Raw genomic sequence first — 19,870 nt, 5'->3', positions numbered from 1 at the left:
ATCGATGCCTGAAACCCGTAAAGTTGTTATCACTCCCGGCGAACCCGCCGGGATTGGCCCTGACCTGGTCGTGCAGCTTGCCCAGCGCGACTGGCCAGTTGAGCTGGTGATCTGCGCCGATGGCGCCCTGTTAACTGACCGAGCCCAGAGGCTCGGTCTTCCTTTATCTCTCCTGCCATATGATGCTGCGCAACCGCCCGTTCCGCAGCGTGCCGGTACGCTGACGCTGCTTAACGTACCGCTGAGCGTCCCGGCGGAGCCCGGCGTGCTGAACGTACAAAACGGCGCCTACGTAGTCGAGACGCTGGCGCGCGCCTGCGACGGCTGCCTGAGCGGCGAATTTGCGGCGTTAGTGACCGGCCCGGTGCACAAAGGCAACATCAACGACGCTGGCATCGCCTTCACCGGTCATACCGAGTTCTTCGAAGAGCGCGCGCAGGCCAGCAAAGTGGTGATGATGCTGGCGACCGAGGAGCTGCGGGTGGCGCTGGTGACGACCCATCTGCCGTTGAAAGCCATCAGCGAGGCGATAACGCCCGACCTGCTGCGCGAGATCATCACGATTCTCGATCACGACCTGCGCACGAAATTTGGCATTGCCCAGCCGCATGTGCTGGTTTGCGGGCTTAACCCGCACGCTGGCGAAGGCGGTCATATGGGAACGGAAGAGATAGACACCATCATTCCGGTGCTGGAAGAGATGCGCGCGAAGGGGATGCACCTCAGCGGTCCGCTGCCGGCTGACACCCTTTTTCAGCCCAAATACCTTGACCATGCCGATGCGGTACTCGCGATGTACCACGATCAGGGCCTGCCCGTGCTAAAATACCAGGGCTTTGGCCGCGGCGTGAACATTACGCTCGGTTTACCTTTTATTCGTACCTCCGTCGACCACGGCACCGCGCTGGAATTAGCGGGCCAGGGAACAGCGGACGTCGGCAGTTTTATCACGGCGCTTAATCTCGCCATCAAAATGATTGTTAATACCCAATGAATAATCGAGTCCATCAGGGCCATTTAGCCCGTAAACGCTTCGGGCAGAACTTCCTCAACGATCAGTTTGTGATCGACAGCATCGTCTCGGCGATTAATCCGCAGAAAGGCCAGGCGATGGTTGAAATCGGCCCCGGTCTCGCCGCGCTGACCGAGCCGGTAGGTGAACGCCTTGACCAGCTGACCGTTATCGAGCTGGACCGCGATCTGGCTGCCCGCCTGCAGACGCATCCGTTCCTCGGGCCGAAGCTGACCATCTATCAGCAGGATGCGATGACCATGAACTTCGGCGAACTGGCGGAGAAAATGGGTCAGCCGCTGCGCGTCTTCGGCAACCTGCCGTACAATATTTCGACCCCGCTGATGTTCCATCTGTTCAGCTATACTGATGCCATTGCCGATATGCACTTTATGCTGCAGAAGGAAGTGGTGAATCGTCTGGTTGCCGGACCGAACAGTAAGGCGTATGGTCGGTTAAGCGTGATGGCGCAATATTATTGCCAGGTGATCCCGGTACTCGAAGTGCCGCCGAGCGCGTTTACCCCGCCGCCTAAGGTCGATTCCGCGGTGGTCCGCCTGGTGCCGCACAGCACGATGCCATATCCGGTCAAAGAGATCCGGGTGCTGAGCCGCATCACCACCGAAGCGTTCAACCAGCGCCGCAAGACCATCCGCAACAGTCTCGGCAATCTGTTCAGCGTGGACGTGCTGACCGAGCTGGGCATCGACCCGGCCATGCGTGCAGAAAATATTTCCGTGGCGCAGTACTGCCAGATGGCCAACTGGCTGTCTGACAATCTGCCATCGAAGGAGAGCTAACCATGATCAATTCGCCTCGTGTTTGCGTTCAGGTGCAAAGCGTCTATATCGAATCGCAGTCTTCTCCGGAAGAAGAGCGCTACGTCTTCGCTTATACCGTCACCATTCGCAATCTGGGGCGGAGTCAGGTTCAGCTGCTTGGCCGCTACTGGCTCATCACTAACGGCCACGGTCGTGAGACTGAAGTTCAGGGTGAAGGGGTGGTCGGCGAGCAACCGCATATTCCCGCCGGCGGTGAATATCAATATACCAGCGGCGCGGTCATTGAAACGCCGCTGGGAACCATGCAGGGTCATTATGAGATGATCGATATCGACGGCGCGCCGTTCCGTATCGAGATCCCTGTTTTCCGTCTCGCAGTTCCAACGCTCATTCATTAAAACAATGTCAACATACCTTATTGGCGACGTTCACGGTTGCTACGATGAACTGATCGCATTATTAGCGCAGGTTGAATTCGACCCGGCGATCGATACGCTGTGGCTGACCGGCGATCTGGTGGCCCGTGGCCCGGGGTCGCTGGAGGTTCTGCGCTATGTCAAATCTCTGGGCGACAGCGTGCGACTGGTGCTGGGCAATCATGATTTACACCTGCTGGCGGTCTTCGCCGGCATCAGCCGCAACAAGCCGAAAGATCGTCTGAAATCACTGCTGGAAGCGCCGGATGCCGATGAGCTCCTCAACTGGCTGCGTCGTCAGCCGCTGCTCCAGGTGGACGAAGAGAAAAAGCTGGTGATGGCCCACGCCGGCATCACCCCGCAGTGGGATCTGGAGACTGCCCAGCAGTGCGCGCGCGATGTAGAAGCTGTGCTCTCCAGCGACTCCTACCCTTTCTTCCTCGATGCCATGTACGGCGACATGCCGAATCACTGGAGCAACGAGCTGAGCGGCCTGGCGCGCCTGCGCTTTATCTCTAACGCCTTCACCCGCATGCGCTACTGCTTCCCGAACGGCCAGCTGGATATGTACTCGAAAGAAGCGCCCGAGGACGCCCCGGCGCCGCTGAAGCCGTGGTTTGCCATTCCGGGACCGGTCAGCAGTGCCTACAGCATTGCCTTTGGCCACTGGGCGTCGCTGGAGGGACGCGGTACGCCGGAGGGCATTTACGCGCTGGATACCGGCTGCTGCTGGGGGGGGGAACTCACCTGCCTGCGCTGGGAGGATAAGCAGTACTTTACCCAGCCGTCGAACCGGCAGAAAAGCCTCGACGAAGGCGAAGCCGTCGCGTCCTGAAGAAACAGGCGCCGGCCCCCCAGGCCCACGCAAGCGCAGCGCCGCCGGGCAAGAACTGCGGGCGTGGAGTATCGTTTGTGTCGGGTGGCGGCTAACGCCTTACCCGACCTACGTTTACGTGCCATTTGTCACCCCGGGCAGCGCTCCGGAAAGACGCACCCCGCGACAGGAAACCTGGCGCAGGCCCGCGCAAGCGCAGCGCCGCCGGGCAAGAACTGCGGGCGCGGAGCCTCGTTTGTGTCGGGTGGCGGCTAACGCCTTACCCGACCTACGTACGTGCCATTTGTCACCCCGGGCAGCGCTCCGGAAAAACGCCCCCCGCGACGGGAAACCTGGCGCAGGCCCGCGCAAGCGCAGCGCCGCCGGGCAAGAACTGCGGGCGTGGAGCCACGTTTGTGTCGGGTGGCGGCTAACGCCTTACCCGACCTACGTTTACGTGCCATTTGTCACCCCGGGCAGCGCTCCGGAAAAGCGCACCCCGCGACGGGAAAACTGGCGTAGAAAAAATAGTGGCAGCGGCATCCGCGCTGAATTCACGCCAAAGAAAACCCCGGTCACGCCAGACGCGACCGGGGTTTTTTCATTGCTAACCTTCCCGCTTAACGGCGTTCGAGGATCTCAAAGCAGTAGCTGTGGGAGTTCTGCGCGTCGGCGTCATGAAACTCGCTGAACACCGATTCCCACTGGTCCGGATCGTAATCCGGGAAATGGGTATCGCCTTCCACTTCCGCATCGATATGGGTCAGATAGAGCTTCTGCGCCTTCGGCAGGAACTGCTCATAAACCCGACCACCGCCGATCACCATGATCTCTTCCACATCGCCGCAGGCGGCAATCGCTTCGTCAACGGAGGAGACCCACTGCACGCGATCGTCGCTGCCTGGCTTGCTGCTGATCACGATATTTTTACGCCCCGGCAACGGGCGCCCAATGGATTCCCAGGTCAGACGCCCCATCACTACCGGCTTATTTAATGTGTTGCGTTTGAACCAGGCGAGATCGGCAGGCAGGTTCCATGGCATGGCGTTTTCCATACCAATGACGCGATCTACCGCTAACGCCGCAATCAGACTGATCATTCATTCATTCCTGAGTACAAAAAATTGTCGCCACTATACGGAAAGCGTACAACTTCGTCGACTGGCCGGAGGGTAAAGAATAAGAAAATTTTCTGATTTGCTGGCAAGCCCACGTTCGTGCCGTGGGCCGCCAGAACAGGATCCAAACGAAAACAAAATGTTACTGATTAACGTCAGGCGGAGGGCTTATTTTCCGGCTCATCGGCGATATCGCCGGTGTGCCTACCCTCTTCCGTCCCCTGCCAGCCGTGACGCTGCACCAGCGACAGATGATGACGATCTTCGTTGATGATGCCGGTCAGCATATCGCTGGTCCGCTTGAAGACCGCCACCCGCGACGCCGCGTCGTTTTCCGCCATCGCCACCATCTCTTCGACCATCTGCAGGTTGAAGCGACGGAACAGATCGGCCCGCTCGCGCGCTTCATACGCGCCGAGCCCCAGCGCCTCCAGCGTCATCCGGCCGGATTTCAGCGCCGCCTCGAAGGTTTCACGCTCCGGGGCTTCGACGCCAGCCTGACGCAGTTGGATATAGTGATCGACATCGCGGGCGCGGGAGATAATCTGCAGATGCGGAAAATGCTCTTTTACCCTCGCCACCAGCTCCAGGCTGACGTGCGGATCGTCAATGGCATTGATCAACACCTCCGCCTTTTCGGCGCCAGCCGACTCCAGCAGATCGACCCGGGTGGCATCGCCGTAGAAGACCTTCATATCAAATTTGCGCAGGGTATCGACATGGTCCGGGTCGTGATCGAGGATCACCATCTTCACCCCGCTGGAGAGCAGCAGTCGCCCGGCGATCTGCCCGAAGCGGCCAAAGCCGGCGACAATCACCCGCGGCTGCTCTTCATCAATCTCGTCCGCATCCCGCGCCTGGCCGCTGGACGATTTCTCCAGACGGGTCAGCAGCACCAGCAGGATGGGGGTTGCCGCCATCGACAGCGCCACCGCAAGGGTCAGCGCCTTTGCCCATTCGCCGTCCAGCACCTCCGCCATCCGCGCGGCGCCAAAGACCACAAACGCGAACTCACTCCCCTGCCCCAGCAGCACCGCAAACCAGCGGCGCTGGGCGCGAGGCACGCCAAGCGGTCTGGCGATAAGCCACAGCATCAGCATTTTTATCGCCAGGAAACCCACCAGCAAAATCACAATACGCAGCGGATGGGTAACCAGGGTGCCGAAATCAATCGACATCCCGACGCCGATAAAGAACAGCCCCAGCAGCAGGCCCTTAAACGGCTCAATATCGCTCTCCAGCGCATGGCGATACTCGGAGCTGGCCAGCAGCACCCCGGCGAGAAACGCCCCCATCGCCATCGACAGCCCCACCTCTTCCAGCAACAGCCCAAAGCCGAAGACCAGGAACAGGGCCACGGCGCTGAACACTTCGCGCAGACCGGAACGGGCGACAAAGCGCAGCAGCGGACGGGTCAGATAGCGTCCCAGAACCACCACCAGCGCCAGCGCCGCGGCCACCTTCAGCGCGGAGAGGGCAAAAGCCATCAGCGAAGTGGCGCCGCCGCTGGCCGCCAGCAGCGGGATCATCGCCACCAGCGGGATCGCCGCGATATCCTGGAACAGCAGCACCGCGAAGGCGCTGCGCCCCATCTGCGACATCGTCAAATTGCGCTCATTCATCGCCTGCATGGCGATAGCGGTTGAGGAGAGCGCCAGGGTCATACCGATCAGCTCGGCCACCTGCCAGCGCAGGCCCAGCAGCATGCAAAAGAGGCCGATCAATACCCCACAGGCCACCATCTGCAGCGCGCCGCCGCCAAACACCGAAGCGCGCAGCTTCCACAGACGCTGCGGATCCAGCTCCAGACCAATGACGAACAGCATCAGCACCACGCCAATCTCGGCAAAGTGCAGAATCGCCTCGGCGTCGGTCACCAGCCGCAGCCCCCACGGCCCGATAATACAGCCGGCGATGAGATAGCCCAGCACCGACCCAAGCCCAAGGCGGACGGCGATGGGCACAATCAGCGCCGCGGCGCCCAGGTAAATCAGCGCCTGTATCAGCGTATGGCTATCCATTCTGATGTGCCTCCTGCCAGTCGATTAAGCGTTGACGATAGTGGCGGGCCTGCGCCTGCAGCGTTTCGTCATCGCAGATAAAGGTGCAGTGCATGGCGAACGGCGGCAGCCATTTCATCCCGCAGTAAAGCGCGGTGGCCTGCAGCGGCTGCGCCAGCACCGGAAAACCGGGAAACGAACCGATATCAAAGTGGCTTTCACCGCCGCCGGTGGTCACCGCCCACATCAGCGATTTACCGCGCAGCGCAATACCGTTATGGCCATAGGCCCAGCCGTGCGACAGCACTTTGTCCATCCACAGCTTCAGCAGCGGCGGCACGCTATACCACTGCATCGGGTGCTGCCAGATAACCAGATCGGCACGGGCGAGCGCCGCCTGCTCGGCGGCGACATCGATATTAAAGTCGGGATAGAGTTGATAAAGGGAGCGTATCTCTACGCCTTCAAGCGTCCCTGCTTGTTCAAGCATTCGCTTATTCGCATGAGAATGCTGCGGATAAGGATGCGCATAAATTATCAGAATCATTGATTGGCCTGCGTTAGCTCTTGTCGTAATCAGCAAGAGTGTAGACAGTTAAGCGAACCGCTTACAATGATAACTGTGATTTATGTCGCGGTGGTGTACGTAACGCGCGCCTGAATGGCAAACGTCAGGCCTTAATTATCCAGCTCATCCATGGATTTCACCTGATCGCGGTTAATCTGCTCCACGCGTCCGGTTTCGGCATTTTTGTAGGAGACCAGACCGGTATCATCATCCACCTGCGGTTTACCGCTGGTGACAATGGTCTTGCCGTCGGTGGTTTTGATCGACTGATTCGATGAGCAACCGGCCACGAACATGATTGCCGTCGCTGCCAGCGCGGATGCCACCAGAATATTGTTGCGCATTGTATCCTCCTGTCTTTTCATCAATAGGTATCGTTATGGTGCTAACTATAGTTAGCCTGACCCGACAGGGGGTTAAAAGCAGAACTCTCTGAAGATGGCCGCAGCCCAAAAAAATGGGCTGACGATGTCGTCAGCCCAGGTTTGTTGCTATCCGGCCAGGCCGGAGCGCTTATTTGGTGATTTGCGCGTGCATTTCCTGAACCGAAATCACCTTGTCGGTGGCGTCAGCGTTCAGCGCCATCGCGGTGGCAAAGCCGCCGTTCAGGGTGGTGTCATAGTGCACTTTGTACTGCAGGGCGCTGCGGCGAATCAGCTTGGAGTCTTCAATCGCCTGACGACCTGCGGTGGTGTTGATGATGTAGGTGTATTCGCCATTCTTGATACGGTCCTGAATGTGCGGACGACCTTCATGCACCTTGTTCACCAGACGCGGGTTGATGCCCGCTTCGCCCAGCACAATCGCGGTACCGTGGGTTGCATCCAGCTCGAAACCGAACTTCAGCAGCTTCGCCGCCAGGTCGACCACGCGCTCTTTGTCGCCTTCGCGGACGGAGAGCAGCGCGCGCCCCTGTTTCTTCATGGTCGAGTTGCTGCCCAGCTGCGCCTTGGCGAACGCTTCGGCAAAGGTGCGGCCGACGCCCATCACTTCCCCGGTGGAGCGCATTTCTGGCCCTAACAGCGGGTCAACGCCCGGGAATTTGTTGAACGGCAGAACCACCTCTTTCACCGAGTAGTACGGCGGGATGATCTCTTTGGTCACGCCCTGCTGCGCCAGCGTCTTACCGGCCATCACGCGCGCCGCCACTTTCGCCAGCGGTACGCCGGTGGCTTTGGAGACGAACGGCACGGTACGCGCCGCACGCGGGTTGACTTCAATCAGATAGACTTCGTTATCTTTCACCGCGAACTGGACGTTCATCAGACCGCGAACCTGCAGCTCGAAGGCCAGCTTCTGCACCTGCTCGCGCATCACATCCTGAATCTCTTTGCTCAGGGTGTAGGCTGGCAGGGAACAGGCGGAGTCGCCAGAGTGAACGCCTGCCTGCTCGATATGCTCCATGATGCCGCCAATCAGCACCATTTCGCCATCGCAGATAGCATCGACATCCACTTCAATCGCGTCGTCGAGGAAGCGGTCCAGCAGCACCGGCGCGTCGTTGGAGACGCTGACCGCAGTCTGGAAGTAGCGGCGCAGATCCTGCTCGTCATAGACGATCTCCATCGCCCGGCCGCCCAGCACGTAAGACGGACGCACCACCAGCGGGTAGCCAATCTCTTTCGCTTTCTCTACCGCCTGTTCAATGGCGGTGACGGTGGCGTTCGCCGGCTGCTTCAGCTTCAGACGGTCAACCGCGTGCTGGAAGCGCTCACGGTCTTCCGCACGGTCGATAGCGTCCGGGCTGGTACCGATAACCGGTACGCCTGCGGCTTCCAGGGCGCGCGCCAGCTTCAGCGGCGTCTGGCCGCCGTACTGCACGATAACGCCTTTTGGCTTCTCGATGCGCACAATTTCCAGCACGTCTTCCAGGGTGACCGGCTCGAAGTACAGACGGTCGGAAGTGTCGTAGTCAGTAGAGACGGTTTCCGGGTTACAGTTGACCATGATGGTCTCGTAACCGTCTTCGCGCAGCGCCAGCGAGGCGTGTACGCAGCAGTAGTCGAATTCGATACCCTGACCGATACGGTTCGGGCCGCCGCCGAGGACCATGATTTTATCGCGGTCAACGGACGGGTTGGACTCGCACTCTTCTTCATAAGTGGAGTACATATAGGCGGTATCGGTGGCGAATTCCGCGGCGCAGGTGTCCACGCGCTTGTAGACCGGGTGCAGATCATACTGGTCGCGCAGTTTGCGGATTTCCGCTTCCCGCACGCCCGCCAGCTTCGCCAGACGCGCATCGGCAAAGCCTTTACGCTTCAGAGTGCGCAGGAAGTCAGCGTCGAGGCCGTTGATGCCCACTTCCGCCACTTTCTCTTCCAGACGGACCAGCTCTTCAATCTGCACCAGGAACCAGCGGTCGATGTTGGTCAGGTTGAAGACGCCGTCAACCGAGAGGCCCGCGCGGAACGCGTCGGCGATGTACCAGATACGCTCAGCGCCGGCGTCTTTCAGTTCGCGGCGGATTTTAGTCAGCGCTTCCGGATCGTCGAGGCTCACTTTCGGGTCGAAGCCAGTGGCGCCCACTTCCAGACCGCGCAGCGCTTTCTGCAAGGACTCCTGCTGGGTACGGCCAATCGCCATCACTTCGCCGACGGACTTCATCTGGGTGGTCAGACGGTCGTTGGCGCCGGCGAATTTTTCGAAGTTAAAGCGTGGGATTTTCGTGACCACGTAGTCGATGGACGGCTCGAAGGAAGCCGGGGTACGGCCGCCGGTGATGTCGTTCATCAGCTCGTCGAGGGTGTAACCTACCGCCAGCTTGGCGGCCACTTTAGCAATCGGGAAGCCGGTGGCTTTGGAGGCCAGCGCCGAGGAGCGGGAAACGCGCGGGTTCATTTCGATAACGATCAGGCGACCGTTTTTCGGGTTGACCGCGAACTGAACGTTAGAGCCGCCGGTTTCGACGCCGATTTCACGCAGCACCGCCATCGAGGCGTTACGCATGATTTGGTACTCTTTGTCGGTCAGGGTCTGCGCCGGCGCAACGGTGATGGAGTCACCGGTGTGGATCCCCATGGCGTCGAAGTTTTCGATAGAGCAGACGATGATGCAGTTGTCGTTCTTATCGCGCACCACTTCCATCTCATACTCTTTCCAGCCGATCAGCGATTCATCAATCAGCAGCTCGTTGGTGGGAGAGAGATCCAGGCCGCGGGTACAAATCTCTTCGAACTCTTCGCGGTTATAGGCGATGCCGCCGCCGGTGCCACCCATGGTGAACGACGGACGGATGATGCACGGATAGCCGACATCAGCCGCTACCGCCAGCGCCTCTTCCATCGTGTGGGCGATACCGGAACGCGCGGTGTCGAGACCGATTTTTTTCATCGCGATATCGAAACGGCGACGGTCTTCGGCCTTGTCAATCGCATCGGCGGTGGCGCCAATCATGGTCACGCCGAATTCAGCCAGCACCCCCTGACGCTCCAGCTCCAGCGCGCAGTTCAGCGCCGTCTGGCCGCCCATGGTCGGCAGCACCGCGTCCGGGCGCTCTTTTTCGATGATTTTGCGCACCACTTCCCAGTGAATCGGCTCGATGTAGGTGGCATCGGCCATTTCCGGGTCGGTCATGATGGTCGCCGGGTTAGAGTTCACCAGGATAACGCGGTAGCCCTCTTCGCGCAGGGCTTTACAGGCCTGGGCGCCGGAGTAGTCAAACTCGCACGCCTGACCGATAACAATCGGGCCCGCGCCCAGAATCAGGATACTTTTTATGTCTGTACGTTTTGGCATGGCTCTTTTACTCCTGATTATTTCGCGGACTGACGGTATTGCTCAATTAACTCGATAAAGTGGTCGAACAGCGGCGCGGCATCGTGCGGCCCCGGGCTCGCTTCAGGGTGGCCCTGGAAGCTGAACGCCGGCTTGTCGGTGCGATGGATCCCCTGCAGGGTGCCGTCGAACAGCGACTTGTGGGTCACGCGCAGGTTGGCCGGCAGCGTCGCCTCATCCACGGCGAAACCGTGGTTCTGGGCGGTGATCATCACCACGTTATTATCAATATCTTTCACCGGGTGGTTGCCGCCGTGGTGGCCGAACTTCATTTTAATGGTCTTGGCGCCGCTCGCCAGCGCCAGCAGCTGATGGCCGAGGCAGATGCCGAACACCGGAATATCGGTCTCCAGGAATTTTTCAATCGCGTCGATAGCGTAATCACACGGCGCCGGGTCGCCAGGACCGTTAGAGAGGAAAATGCCGTCCGGATTGAGCGCCAGCACATCCGCCGCCGAAGTCTTCGCCGGCACCACCGTCAGGCGGCAGCCGCGGTCAACCAGCATGCGCAGGATGTTGCGTTTCGCGCCGAAGTCATACGCGACGACGTGGAACGGCAGCTCGCTTTCCGCTTTCGCTTCCGGCAGGTCGTCCGCCAGGGTCCAGCTGCCTTGCGTCCAGCTGTAGGTTTCTGCGGTGGTCACTTCTTTCGCCAGGTCCATGCCGTTCAGGCCAGGGAACGCTTTCGCTTTTTCCAGCGCCAGCTGGGCATCCGGACTGTCGCCCGCGATGATGCAGCCGTTCTGCGCCCCTTTCTCACGCAGCAGACGCGTCAGCTTGCGGGTATCGATATCGGCAATCGCCACGATGTTATGGCGCTTCAGATAGGAAGAGAGGTCTTCGGTACTGCGGAAGTTGCTGGCAATCAGCGGCAGGTCGCGAATAACCAGACCCTGAGCATGTACCTGAGAAGATTCTTCATCGGCGGCGTTGGTGCCGACATTACCAATATGAGGATAAGTAAGAGTGACGATTTGGCGGGAATAGGAAGGATCAGTGAGGATTTCTTGATAACCGGTCATTGAAGTATTGAAAACGACTTCCCCAACCGCCGTGCCGGTTGCCCCGATGGCCCGACCGTGAAACTGGGTTCCGTCTTCCAGAACCAATAGCGCTGACTTAATCAAAACATCCTCCAGAGAATATCCACTCACTTTATTTGCATATTAATTCATAAACACGATCTGAATCAATGCAAATCTGTTGCCCGCAGATTTTTGGCAAACGGCGGCATTCTGGAGAGATGTCGGATAAAAGTCAACTTAAAGCGGAGATTTTTAATGTCATTTTACGCCACTGGCGCATGACACGTGATTTTTACGCCAAAAAGATCAACAAACCTGGCTGAGAAAACGCTTGCGGACGGCGAAGAGTGTAAAACCTGGCGCTGAACGGCAAAAAAGTGGACCAAATGGTCAAAATTTACATTTCGTTCACTAAAAAACCGAACTACATCCAAACTTATAGCCTCCTCAGATGAAAAACAAACAAAAACAGCTAAAAATAAAAAAGGGCAACAAAATATTGCCCCTTGCATCAATAACTTATTGATAGCAATAACCACATCACGATGGGTAATAATCGTTATAAACTATTCAGTTCCAGCACGTCGCGCATATCAAAGAGGCCATTTTTCTTGCCTTTCAGCCACAATGCAGAGCGAACCGCGCCATTAGCAAATGTCATCCGACTGGAGGCTTTATGGGTGATCTCAATACGTTCGCCAATATCAGCAAACATCGCTGTATGTTCACCGACGATATCCCCCGCGCGGACGGTCGCGAAGCCAATGGTGCCCGGGACGCGTTCGCCAGTGTGGCCTTCACGACTGTAGACCGCGCAGTCCTTGAGATCTTTGTTCAATGCCCCGGCGATCGCTTCGCCCATCGCCAGCGCGGTGCCTGACGGCGCATCCACTTTATGCCGATGGTGCGCTTCGATAATTTCGATGTCGGTGTAGTCGCCCATCACCTTCGCCGCCTTCTCCAGCAGCTTTAACAGAACATTGACGCCGACGCTAAAGTTAGCGGCAAAGACAATGGCAATCTCCTGCGCGGCATCGCTAATCGCCTGCTTGCCAGCGTCGTCAAAACCGGTGGTGCCGATGACCATCCCTTTGCCGTGGTCGCGGCAAAACGCCAGATGGTTCAGCGTGCCTTCCGGGCGGGTAAAATCGATCAACACGTCGAAATCATCTTTTACCGCCGTCAGGCTGCTCTGCACCGTGACGCCCGCTTTGCCGGCGCCCGCCAGCTCGCCGGCGTCGCTGCCCACCAGGCTGGATCCTTCACGCTCCAGCGCCGCGCCCAGCGCCACTCCATCCATCTGCAGCGCAGCCTGAATTAACTGGCGTCCCATCCGGCCGCCCGCGCCGGCGATGGCCACGCGGATTTGTGCATCATGCATAGCTATTCTCTTTTGTTAACATTACGTAAATTGTTTTCAGAGTAACCAGCCCGTCAGCGGGCCGCTACTCAAAAACGCCGATAATTAGAAATTTATGACAAACGGCGGACGATATCAGTAAAAACTATATGATTGTGCCGCAATTCCTCGTTTACGCAGTGAGAACCAGGATGCGAATGATGATGCCCCGCCCGCACGGTGCGGACGAGGGCGATGTTGCAGAGGGTTACAGCGGGAAAAGCGCGCCGCCGGGAAACGCGGATAAAAACCAGGTCACCGCCAGCAGATCGGCGCTACCGCCGGGGCTAAGATGGCGGGCAATCAGATCGTCATCAAACTGGCGCAACGCCTCCAGCCCACCGTCAGCCAGCACGCCGCCCTGCCACAGCAGTCGCTGCGCCTCCTGCTGGACATAGTTCAATCCGGCCAGCCCGCCGCGTGACACCAGATTGGTGTCATCATTCCATGCCATCAGATGCAGCAGGGTTTGCAGTAGCGCCAGATTGCTGTCGCCGGTCTCCTCCATCATGCGGTTAAAGACCGGTAATGCCTGGGTGCGCACAGTCAGGAATCCGCTCTCCGCCTCGCCGCGGGCGCCGGAGAAGCCGTAACGCAGAAAATGCATCTCGCCTTTGCTCAGCCGTTCCCCACTGGCGGAGGACAATTCCTGCATAACCATGCCGCGACAGAAGCGCGCCACCTGGTCGCAAAGCCGGTGCTGCTCTATCGGCTCGCCTTTCGAGACCAGCCTGCCCGCTGCCGCGCTGAGCAGGCCAAAAGCGAAGATCGCCCCACGATGGGTATTCACCCCGCCGGTGACCTCCAGCATATCGTTCTCGCAGGCCATTCCCACCGGACGCAGCATCATCAACACCTGCTCCGGCGCGACCGCCGCGGTATCGTGGCCCATGATAAAAAACTTCTCCATCCACGGCGCCACCACCGCGGTACTGGCCTCAAACGAGGCCAGATCCATATCCCGGTGCGCGCCAGCGTTACGAATATCCACCAGCCCGGGCTTAGGGGTCAGGCGAACTTCGGTCAACAGCGCGCGCTCTACCGCGCTGACCACCTCTTCGGCGCTCAGTGGTTTTCCGCGTAGCACACGCGGAGGTTGAATTAACACGTCGCTCATAGCCTTTCCCCTCTGCGCTTAGTCGCTGTTTTTCACCTGATGGATCACATCGATGACCGAACCGTCGCGATAGCGGACTACCGCCACCACCCGATCGGTAAATTCGATCGCTTTCGGTTTGCCCGTCAGCAACTCCGCGCGCTGCTGCAGTTCCTCAATGGTCATCAGCGCAATACCGGCGTTGCGTAAATTGTCGATCAGGTCCTGGCGCGCCGGGTTTACCGCAATGCCATGGTCGGTGACCAGCACATCCACGCTGGCTCCCGGCGTCACGCGGGTCAGCACCTTTTCCACGACGCAGGGAATGCGGCCGCGAACTAACGGCGCGGTAATGATGGTCAAATCCGCGCCGGCGGCGGTATCGCTATGGCCCCCTGACGCGCCGCGCAGCACACCATTGGAGCCGGTCATCACGTTGACGTTAAAGTCGGTGTCAATTTCCAGCGCGCTGAGCATTACCACGTTTAAGCGCTCGCAGGAGGCCCCTTTGGAACCCGGGCTGGCATATTGATTGGTAGAGATTTCGACGTGGTTCGGGTTCTGCGCCAGCGAGCGCGCCGCATCGCCATCGAACGACTGGGTGTCGAGCAGCGTTTTAATCAGCCCTTTCTCATGCAGATCGACCATCGTCCCGGTGATGCCGCCAAGGCCGAAGCTGGCGGTGATACCGTTGCGGCGCATTTTGTCTTCCAGGAAGCGGCTCACCGCCAGCGAGGCGCCGCCGGTGCCGGTCTGCAGCGAGAACCCCTCTTTAAAGTAACCGGAGTGTTCAACCACCTTCGCCGCCTGGCGGGCGATCAGCAGCTCGCGCGGGTTGCTGGTCAGACGAATGGCGCCAGCGGTGATTTTTTCCGGATCGCCTACTTCGTCCACCTGAACGATCAGATCCACCTGATCCTGGGCGATACTGGCCGGGTAGTTAGGGTAGTCCACCCACTCTTCGGTCAACAGCACGACGCATTTGGCATGTTCCGCATCAACGCGCGCGTAGCCCAGCGAGCCGCAGCGCGACTTACCGCTAAAGCCGTTGGCATTGCCAAACTCATCGCAGCAGGGAACGCCGAGGAACGCCACGTCAATGGACAACTCACCGCTTTGGATCAGCTGTACGCGACCACCGTGAGAGTGGATCTGCACCGGATTTTCCATCAGCCCGGCGGAGATCTCCTCGCCGAGCTTCCCGCGCAGGCCGGAGGTGTAGATCTGGCGGATCACGCCATTTTTAATATGCTCGATCAGCGGCCAGTGAGCGTCGATAAGCGAACTGGACGCCAGGGTCAGATCGCGAAAGCCCATCTCCGCCAGTTTCGCCACCACCATATTGACCACTTTGTCACCGCCGCGAAACGCGTGGTGGAACGAGATGGTCATGCCGTTTCGCAGGCCGGAACGACGGATTGCCGTTTCCAGCGAGTCGCAGATTTTACGCCGCCGCTTTTCCGTCTCACTGGCCAGCCATGGGCTTTTCGCCGTCACGCCGCTGTAAGGGGTCAATCCTTCCGGCATCACATACTGCTGATTAAGCATTGCTACTGTCTCTTTCATCTTATTCCCCTTAATCACGAATACCGGAAGCTGAAAGCGCCACCACTTTGCGCGCGTGGTCGATAATCGGTCCATCGATCATCTTGCCGTTCAGCGACACCACGCCCAGACCGCGCGACTCTGCCTCTTCCGCCGCGGCAATCACCTCCAGCGCATGGTCGACCTCTTTTCGCGTCGGGGCATAGACCTGGTGCAACAGTTCGATCTGGCGCGGGTTGACCAGTGATTTCCCATTGAAGCCGAGGTTCTTCGCCAGATTCGCTTCCGCGAGGAAGCCCTCTTCATTATTAATATCCGACCACACGACGTCATAGGCGGCGATGCCGGCGACCCGCGCAGCATGCAGCACGGCGCAGCGGGCATAGAACAGCTCAGTGCCGTCGCCGCGGGAGGTGCCCATATCCATAACGTAGTCGAAGGCCGCCAGCGCGATGGCCGACAGACGCGGGCTGGCGCGGGCGATCTCGACCGCGTTTACCACCCCCAGCGCCGACTCGATGGCCGCCATAAGCCTGGTGCTACCCACTTCCCGGCCGCACTCGCGTTCAATCCGCTCAACGTGGGCTTCCAGTTCATGAATATCTTCTTTGCTGTCGGTTTTCGGCAGACGTACCATGTCCACACCCGCGCGTACCACCGCTTCCAGGTCGGCCAGACCAAACGGCGTATTTAGCGGGTTAATGCGCACCACGGTTTCGATATCCTGATACAGCGGATGCTGCAGCGCCTGATACACCAGCAGGCGAGCGGTATCTTTCTCGCGCAGCGAAACGGCATCTTCAAGGTCGAACATCACCGCATCGGCGCCGTAAACGAATGAAGTACTTAACATGGCGGCATTGGCGCCGGGGATAAACAGCATACTGCGACGTGGTTTCATAGCTGGCTCCATTGCAATTGAGACTGTTGCGCCGCGCGCAGGGCCGCAGCCTGAACCCGGGCGCGCAGAACGCACTCCAGCGCCCCTTTATCATCCACCACCACGTTGGCCTGGCTAACGCCGAGCTGCGTCAGGGTTTCTCTGACCACCTGCTCAATCGCATCGCCAAACTGCTGCTTCACAATGCTGTCGATCTCCAGTTGAATGCCCGGCTGCGTCGCCGGCCCAATCCTGACCATCACATCGCTGGACTCCAGCGTGCCGGCCAGGGCGTCAATCTTCATTTCCATAGAGGCAAATCCTTTGTTATGGCGTAAAAATCAGGCGGTTTGATGTTCGCTTTCCGCCAGTTGCATCAGAAAAGAGAGGGTTCCCGGCGGCACCAGCGCCGCCACCGCCTGCCAGTTGCGCTGCCGGTACAGTTCGCGCACCCTGGAAGCCGATATCGGCCCGCCGTTTTTTTCGATCCGCGCCAGCTCAACCACCTCAACAGGCGGCGCGTCGCCTGGCGCTGCCAGCAACGCTTTCATACGCAGGTTGTAATGGCGAGTCAGCGAACACAGCGGCTCAGTGCCGACAAAACGATGGGTTATCTTCAGCGCCGGGGCTAAATGTTCGCGGAACAGCTGGAGATCGATCTGGTTGTGGCAGTCGTCCACCACCCCCTGTTCTTTGAGGAAGTAGCCAGGGAAGGTGGCCCGCGAGATGAGGTATGCCGAACCGGGATGCAGCGTTACCTTGTCGATGCCGGCAATCCCTTTTTCGATTAGCGTGTAGCGATCCTGATACGTGAAACGGGAGGCATCCTCTTTCACCACAAACAGGTGTAGCCAGTCGCACTGACGGGCCGCCTGCTCCACCAGCCAGCGGTGGCCGAGCGTGAACGGGTTGGCGTTCATCACGATAGCGCCTATTTTGCGTCCCGGCTGACGGTACATCGCCAGCTGGCGGCAGTAGCGGGTCAGCCGTTCGCGGCTATTTTCCAGTAACACGGCGAGATCGCCGGCCTGCGCGATTGGCCAGAATCCGGCGCCGGCAAAGAGCGCGACGTTACAGGGCTTAGTGAATAAAAACAGTTCACTGCGCCCCAGCTCGTAGGCCAGGGTGAGTAATTCTGTCAGTAGCTTAAGGCTCAGCCCCTCCCCCTGCAGCGAGGGGTCGATAGCGATGCACTTCAGGACGTTGCCGGCGATGGCGCCGCAGCCGACCAGCCGCTGCTGATACTCGGCGACAATGGCCATTTCGCAATCAGCCTCTAATGAGAGCTGATGCTGACGGAGAAAGAGGTCAATCGCCTCTCGCCGCGATTTATCCTTCCGTAGCAGAACGCGTTTTAATATCAGAGTCATTTTTTAGCGCTTCGTTATTCCAAAACGACTTGTATTTCGCCAGCGTTCGGCTATCGATTCTTGTATTTAAATCACAATTTTTCCCGTCGCTTAATTGGCTTTATGGTTTTTATGTTGTTAATGCATTCAGCATAATAAAAATAATTAAATTAATTAAAAACACGAGTATTCAGTGAAGGTTATCACACCTTAACACTGAGTCTATTTATTACTATGCGCCGGTCTTATTACTTCATTGATAAACAGGATAACGTTTATGACTAACATGAGCCAGGCTCCGGCGACGGAGAAAAAGGGCGTAAGCGACCTGCTGGGATTTAAAATCTTCGGCATGCCGTTACCCCTTTATGCGTTTGCGTTAATTACGCTATTACTTTCCCACTTCTTTAATGCGTTACCCACCGACCTGGTTGGCGGCTTTGCCATTATGTTTATTATCGGCGCCATCTTTGGCGAGATTGGCAAACGGCTGCCGATATTTAATAAATATATTGGCGGCGCGCCGGTGATGATCTTCCTCGTCGCCGCTTATTTCGTTTACGCAGGCATTTTTACCCAAAAAGAAATTGATGCAATCACTAATGTGATGGATAAAAGCAACTTCCTGAACTTATTCATCGCAGTTTTGATAACTGGCGCCATTCTCTCGGTTAACCGTAAACTGCTGTTGAAATCGCTGCTGGGTTATATTCCGACGATCCTTATGGGGATCCTCGGCGCATCTATCTTCGGGATTATCATCGGCCTGTGCTTCGGTATTTCCGTAGACCGCATTATGATGCTGTACGTCCTGCCGATTATGGGCGGCGGCAACGGCGCAGGCGCGGTTCCGCTGTCTGAAATTTATCACTCCGTCACCGGCCGCTCCCGTGAAGAGTACTACTCCACCGCGATTGCCATTCTGACCATCGCCAATATCTTCGCCATCGTTTTTGCCGCGCTGCTCGATATTATCGGTAAAAAACACACCTGGCTGAGCGGGGAAGGCGAACTGGTACGTAAAGCCTCCTTTAAAGTCGATGATGATGAAAAAGCAGGCCAGATTACCCATCGCGAAACGGCGGTCGGCCTGGTGCTCGCCACCACCTGTTTCCTGCTGGCCTACGTCATTGCCAAGAAAATTTTGCCAAGCATTGGCGGTGTCTCAATCCACTATTTCGCCTGGATGGTGCTGATCGTCGCGGCGCTGAACGCTTCCGGCCTCTGCTCGCCGGAGATCAAAGCCGGGGCCAAACGTCTGTCTGACTTCTTCTCTAAGCAGCTGCTGTGGGTACTGATGGTCGGCGTCGGCGTGTGCTACACCGACCTGCAGGAAATTATCGACGCGATTACCTTCGCGAACGTCATCATCGCTGCGGTAATCGTCGTGGGTGCTGTCGTCGGGGCGGCCATCGGCGGCTGGATGATTGGCTTCTTCCCGATCGAATCCGCCATCACCGCAGGCCTGTGCATGGCTAACCGCGGCGGCTCAGGCGACCTGGAAGTGCTATCTGCCTGTAACCGTATGAATCTTATCTCTTATGCGCAAATCTCCTCCCGTCTGGGCGGCGGTATTGTGCTGGTCATCGCCAGCATTGTGTTTGGCATGATGATGTAACCAACACGCACGATGGCGATGTTTGAGCGTCAACCACAGCGATGCCAGTTAGGGGCCAGAGCCGGGGGCGGCTTCGGGAAATCCCCCCTACTCCTTAGCCGGAAGTATCGTTTGGTTAACCTTCAAACACGCCGTCGTGCCCTTACTTTAGGGTCTTTCAATGACTGAAGCTGTACTGCTGGGTGAAGGCTTCACCCTGATGTGCCTCGGCATGGGGTTCGTGCTGGCGTTTCTGTTTCTGCTGATTTTCGCCATCCGGGGGATGTCCGCCGCCGTCAACCGCTTCTTCCCCGAACCGGCTGCGGCGCCAAAAGCGACGCCACTGCCCGCCGTTGCGCCCGCCGACGACTTCGCCCGCTTAACGCCGGCGATTGTCGCCGCCATTCACCACCACCGCCGTCTTCACCCTTAATTCACGGAGGAATTCATGACCGTTGCCATTACCGATGTCGTCCTGCGCGACGCCCACCA

The 19,870-nt window shown here is 58.3% G+C and carries 18 protein-coding genes; 6 read left to right on the top strand and 12 right to left on the bottom strand.

The window, feature by feature from the left end; genetic code table 11:
- Positions 1 to 4: 4 nt before the first annotated feature.
- Genes pdxA through apaH form a run of 4 tightly spaced genes read left to right on the top strand, consistent with a single transcriptional unit; the run spans position 5 to position 3,045 of the window.
- A complete protein-coding gene (gene pdxA, locus QLG03_RS13395; RefSeq protein ID WP_023291951.1) occupies positions 5 to 994 on the top strand; it encodes a 4-hydroxythreonine-4-phosphate dehydrogenase PdxA in 990 nt (329 codons plus the stop codon).
- Positions 991 to 1,812: a 16S rRNA (adenine(1518)-N(6)/adenine(1519)-N(6))-dimethyltransferase RsmA gene (rsmA, locus tag QLG03_RS13390; RefSeq protein ID WP_023291950.1), complete on the top strand. Its 822-nt coding sequence runs from the start codon at positions 991 to 993 to the stop codon at positions 1,810 to 1,812. Before pdxA ends, rsmA begins: the two co-directional genes overlap by 4 nt.
- A 2-nt stretch (positions 1,813 to 1,814) precedes the next feature.
- Positions 1,815 to 2,192 (top strand): Co2+/Mg2+ efflux protein ApaG, encoded by a 378-nt coding sequence (gene apaG / locus QLG03_RS13385; RefSeq protein ID WP_004204274.1) that lies wholly within the window; start codon positions 1,815 to 1,817, stop codon positions 2,190 to 2,192.
- A 4-nt stretch (positions 2,193 to 2,196) separates the two neighbouring features.
- Entirely contained in the window at positions 2,197 to 3,045 is an 849-nt protein-coding gene (gene apaH, locus QLG03_RS13380) for a bis(5'-nucleosyl)-tetraphosphatase (symmetrical) ApaH (RefSeq protein ID WP_023291949.1), read from the top strand.
- A gap of 599 nt (positions 3,046 to 3,644) precedes the next feature.
- Here the strand turns inward: apaH and folA are convergent.
- From folA to citC, 12 genes are all read right to left on the bottom strand, one after another.
- Positions 3,645 to 4,124, bottom strand: a complete 480-nt coding sequence (gene folA, locus QLG03_RS13375) for a type 3 dihydrofolate reductase (RefSeq protein WP_004204271.1) — start codon at positions 4,122 to 4,124, stop codon at positions 3,645 to 3,647.
- Positions 4,125 to 4,297: 173 nt separating this feature from the next.
- The gene (gene kefC / locus QLG03_RS13370) at positions 4,298 to 6,163 is read right to left on the bottom strand and encodes a glutathione-regulated potassium-efflux system protein KefC (RefSeq protein ID WP_023291948.1); all 1,866 of its coding nucleotides are present in this window, start codon (positions 6,161 to 6,163) and stop codon (positions 4,298 to 4,300) included.
- Positions 6,156 to 6,689 carry a glutathione-regulated potassium-efflux system oxidoreductase KefF gene (kefF, locus tag QLG03_RS13365; RefSeq protein WP_004204269.1) on the bottom strand — a complete coding sequence of 178 codons (534 nt, stop codon included), beginning with the start codon at positions 6,687 to 6,689 and terminating at the stop codon, positions 6,156 to 6,158. Before kefF ends, kefC begins: the two co-directional genes overlap by 8 nt.
- A 131-nt stretch (positions 6,690 to 6,820) precedes the next feature.
- The gene (locus QLG03_RS13360) at positions 6,821 to 7,054 is read right to left on the bottom strand and encodes a YgdI/YgdR family lipoprotein (RefSeq protein ID WP_002888059.1); all 234 of its coding nucleotides are present in this window, start codon (positions 7,052 to 7,054) and stop codon (positions 6,821 to 6,823) included.
- 169 nt (positions 7,055 to 7,223) lie between these two features.
- Positions 7,224 to 10,448, bottom strand: coding sequence for a carbamoyl-phosphate synthase large subunit (gene carB / locus QLG03_RS13355; protein ID WP_004204267.1), 3,225 nt, complete (start codon positions 10,446 to 10,448; stop codon positions 7,224 to 7,226).
- Between the two features lie 17 nt (positions 10,449 to 10,465).
- Positions 10,466 to 11,614 (bottom strand): glutamine-hydrolyzing carbamoyl-phosphate synthase small subunit, encoded by a 1,149-nt coding sequence (gene carA, locus QLG03_RS13350; RefSeq protein ID WP_132134806.1) that lies wholly within the window; start codon positions 11,612 to 11,614, stop codon positions 10,466 to 10,468.
- 457 nt (positions 11,615 to 12,071) lie between these two features.
- Complete coding sequence (gene dapB, locus QLG03_RS13345) at positions 12,072 to 12,893, bottom strand: 4-hydroxy-tetrahydrodipicolinate reductase (protein ID WP_023291944.1); 822 nt, start codon at positions 12,891 to 12,893, stop codon at positions 12,072 to 12,074.
- A 226-nt stretch (positions 12,894 to 13,119) separates the two neighbouring features.
- Positions 13,120 to 14,028, bottom strand: coding sequence for a triphosphoribosyl-dephospho-CoA synthase CitG (gene citG, locus QLG03_RS13340; RefSeq protein ID WP_282473645.1), 909 nt, complete (start codon positions 14,026 to 14,028; stop codon positions 13,120 to 13,122).
- An 18-nt stretch (positions 14,029 to 14,046) separates the two neighbouring features.
- The gene (gene citF / locus QLG03_RS13335; RefSeq protein ID WP_032429096.1) at positions 14,047 to 15,573 is read right to left on the bottom strand and encodes a citrate lyase subunit alpha; all 1,527 of its coding nucleotides are present in this window, start codon (positions 15,571 to 15,573) and stop codon (positions 14,047 to 14,049) included.
- Positions 15,574 to 15,583: 10 nt separating this feature from the next.
- Positions 15,584 to 16,453, bottom strand: a complete 870-nt coding sequence (citE, locus tag QLG03_RS13330) for a citrate (pro-3S)-lyase subunit beta (RefSeq protein ID WP_023291941.1) — start codon at positions 16,451 to 16,453, stop codon at positions 15,584 to 15,586.
- Positions 16,450 to 16,743, bottom strand: coding sequence for a citrate lyase acyl carrier protein (gene citD, locus QLG03_RS13325; protein ID WP_023291940.1), 294 nt, complete (start codon positions 16,741 to 16,743; stop codon positions 16,450 to 16,452). The genes citE and citD overlap by 4 nt, the downstream gene beginning before the upstream one ends.
- Positions 16,744 to 16,773: 30 nt before the next feature.
- Positions 16,774 to 17,802, bottom strand: coding sequence for a [citrate (pro-3S)-lyase] ligase (citC, locus tag QLG03_RS13320; RefSeq protein ID WP_255989368.1), 1,029 nt, complete (start codon positions 17,800 to 17,802; stop codon positions 16,774 to 16,776).
- A gap of 256 nt (positions 17,803 to 18,058) precedes the next feature.
- Here citC and citS point away from each other — a divergent pair, with 256 nt between their 5' ends.
- Together citS and QLG03_RS13310 are read left to right on the top strand one after the other, a co-directional pair.
- A complete protein-coding gene (gene citS / locus QLG03_RS13315; protein WP_023291938.1) occupies positions 18,059 to 19,399 on the top strand; it encodes a citrate/sodium symporter CitS in 1,341 nt (446 codons plus the stop codon).
- A 160-nt stretch (positions 19,400 to 19,559) separates the two neighbouring features.
- Entirely contained in the window at positions 19,560 to 19,811 is a 252-nt protein-coding gene (locus QLG03_RS13310) for an oxaloacetate decarboxylase subunit gamma (RefSeq protein WP_101989208.1), read from the top strand.
- The last annotated feature ends 59 nt before the right edge of the window (positions 19,812 to 19,870 follow it).

Origin of the sequence: Klebsiella sp. V115_8 (genome assembly GCF_029967715.1) — a bacterium.
Taxonomy (GTDB): domain Bacteria; phylum Pseudomonadota; class Gammaproteobacteria; order Enterobacterales; family Enterobacteriaceae; genus Klebsiella; species Klebsiella quasipneumoniae.
The sequence above is the reverse complement of the archived record's forward strand: the minus strand, read 5'-3'. Positions and strand labels throughout refer to the sequence as shown.

Excerpts from the sequence above, each read along its gene's own strand:
- pdxA (WP_023291951.1), top strand. The coding sequence starts at position 5 with ATGCCTGAAACCCGTAAAGTTGTTATCACTCCCGGCGAACCCGCCGGG.
- rsmA (WP_023291950.1), top strand. The coding sequence starts at position 991 with ATGAATAATCGAGTCCATCAGGGCCATTTAGCCCGTAAACGCTTCGGG.
- apaG (WP_004204274.1), top strand. The coding sequence starts at position 1,815 with ATGATCAATTCGCCTCGTGTTTGCGTTCAGGTGCAAAGCGTCTATATC.
- apaH (WP_023291949.1), top strand. The coding sequence starts at position 2,197 with ATGTCAACATACCTTATTGGCGACGTTCACGGTTGCTACGATGAACTG.
- folA (WP_004204271.1), bottom strand. The coding sequence starts at position 4,124 with ATGATCAGTCTGATTGCGGCGTTAGCGGTAGATCGCGTCATTGGTATG.
- kefC (WP_023291948.1), bottom strand. The coding sequence starts at position 6,163 with ATGGATAGCCATACGCTGATACAGGCGCTGATTTACCTGGGCGCCGCG.
- kefF (WP_004204269.1), bottom strand. The coding sequence starts at position 6,689 with ATGATTCTGATAATTTATGCGCATCCTTATCCGCAGCATTCTCATGCG.
- QLG03_RS13360 (WP_002888059.1), bottom strand. The coding sequence starts at position 7,054 with ATGCGCAACAATATTCTGGTGGCATCCGCGCTGGCAGCGACGGCAATC.
- carB (WP_004204267.1), bottom strand. The coding sequence starts at position 10,448 with ATGCCAAAACGTACAGACATAAAAAGTATCCTGATTCTGGGCGCGGGC.
- dapB (WP_023291944.1), bottom strand. The coding sequence starts at position 12,893 with ATGCATGATGCACAAATCCGCGTGGCCATCGCCGGCGCGGGCGGCCGG.
- citG (WP_282473645.1), bottom strand. The coding sequence starts at position 14,028 with ATGAGCGACGTGTTAATTCAACCTCCGCGTGTGCTACGCGGAAAACCA.
- citF (WP_032429096.1), bottom strand. The coding sequence starts at position 15,573 with ATGAAAGAGACAGTAGCAATGCTTAATCAGCAGTATGTGATGCCGGAA.
- citE (WP_023291941.1), bottom strand. The coding sequence starts at position 16,453 with ATGAAACCACGTCGCAGTATGCTGTTTATCCCCGGCGCCAATGCCGCC.
- citD (WP_023291940.1), bottom strand. The coding sequence starts at position 16,743 with ATGGAAATGAAGATTGACGCCCTGGCCGGCACGCTGGAGTCCAGCGAT.
- citC (WP_255989368.1), bottom strand. The coding sequence starts at position 17,802 with ATGACTCTGATATTAAAACGCGTTCTGCTACGGAAGGATAAATCGCGG.
- citS (WP_023291938.1), top strand. The coding sequence starts at position 18,059 with ATGACTAACATGAGCCAGGCTCCGGCGACGGAGAAAAAGGGCGTAAGC.
- QLG03_RS13310 (WP_101989208.1), top strand. The coding sequence starts at position 19,560 with ATGACTGAAGCTGTACTGCTGGGTGAAGGCTTCACCCTGATGTGCCTC.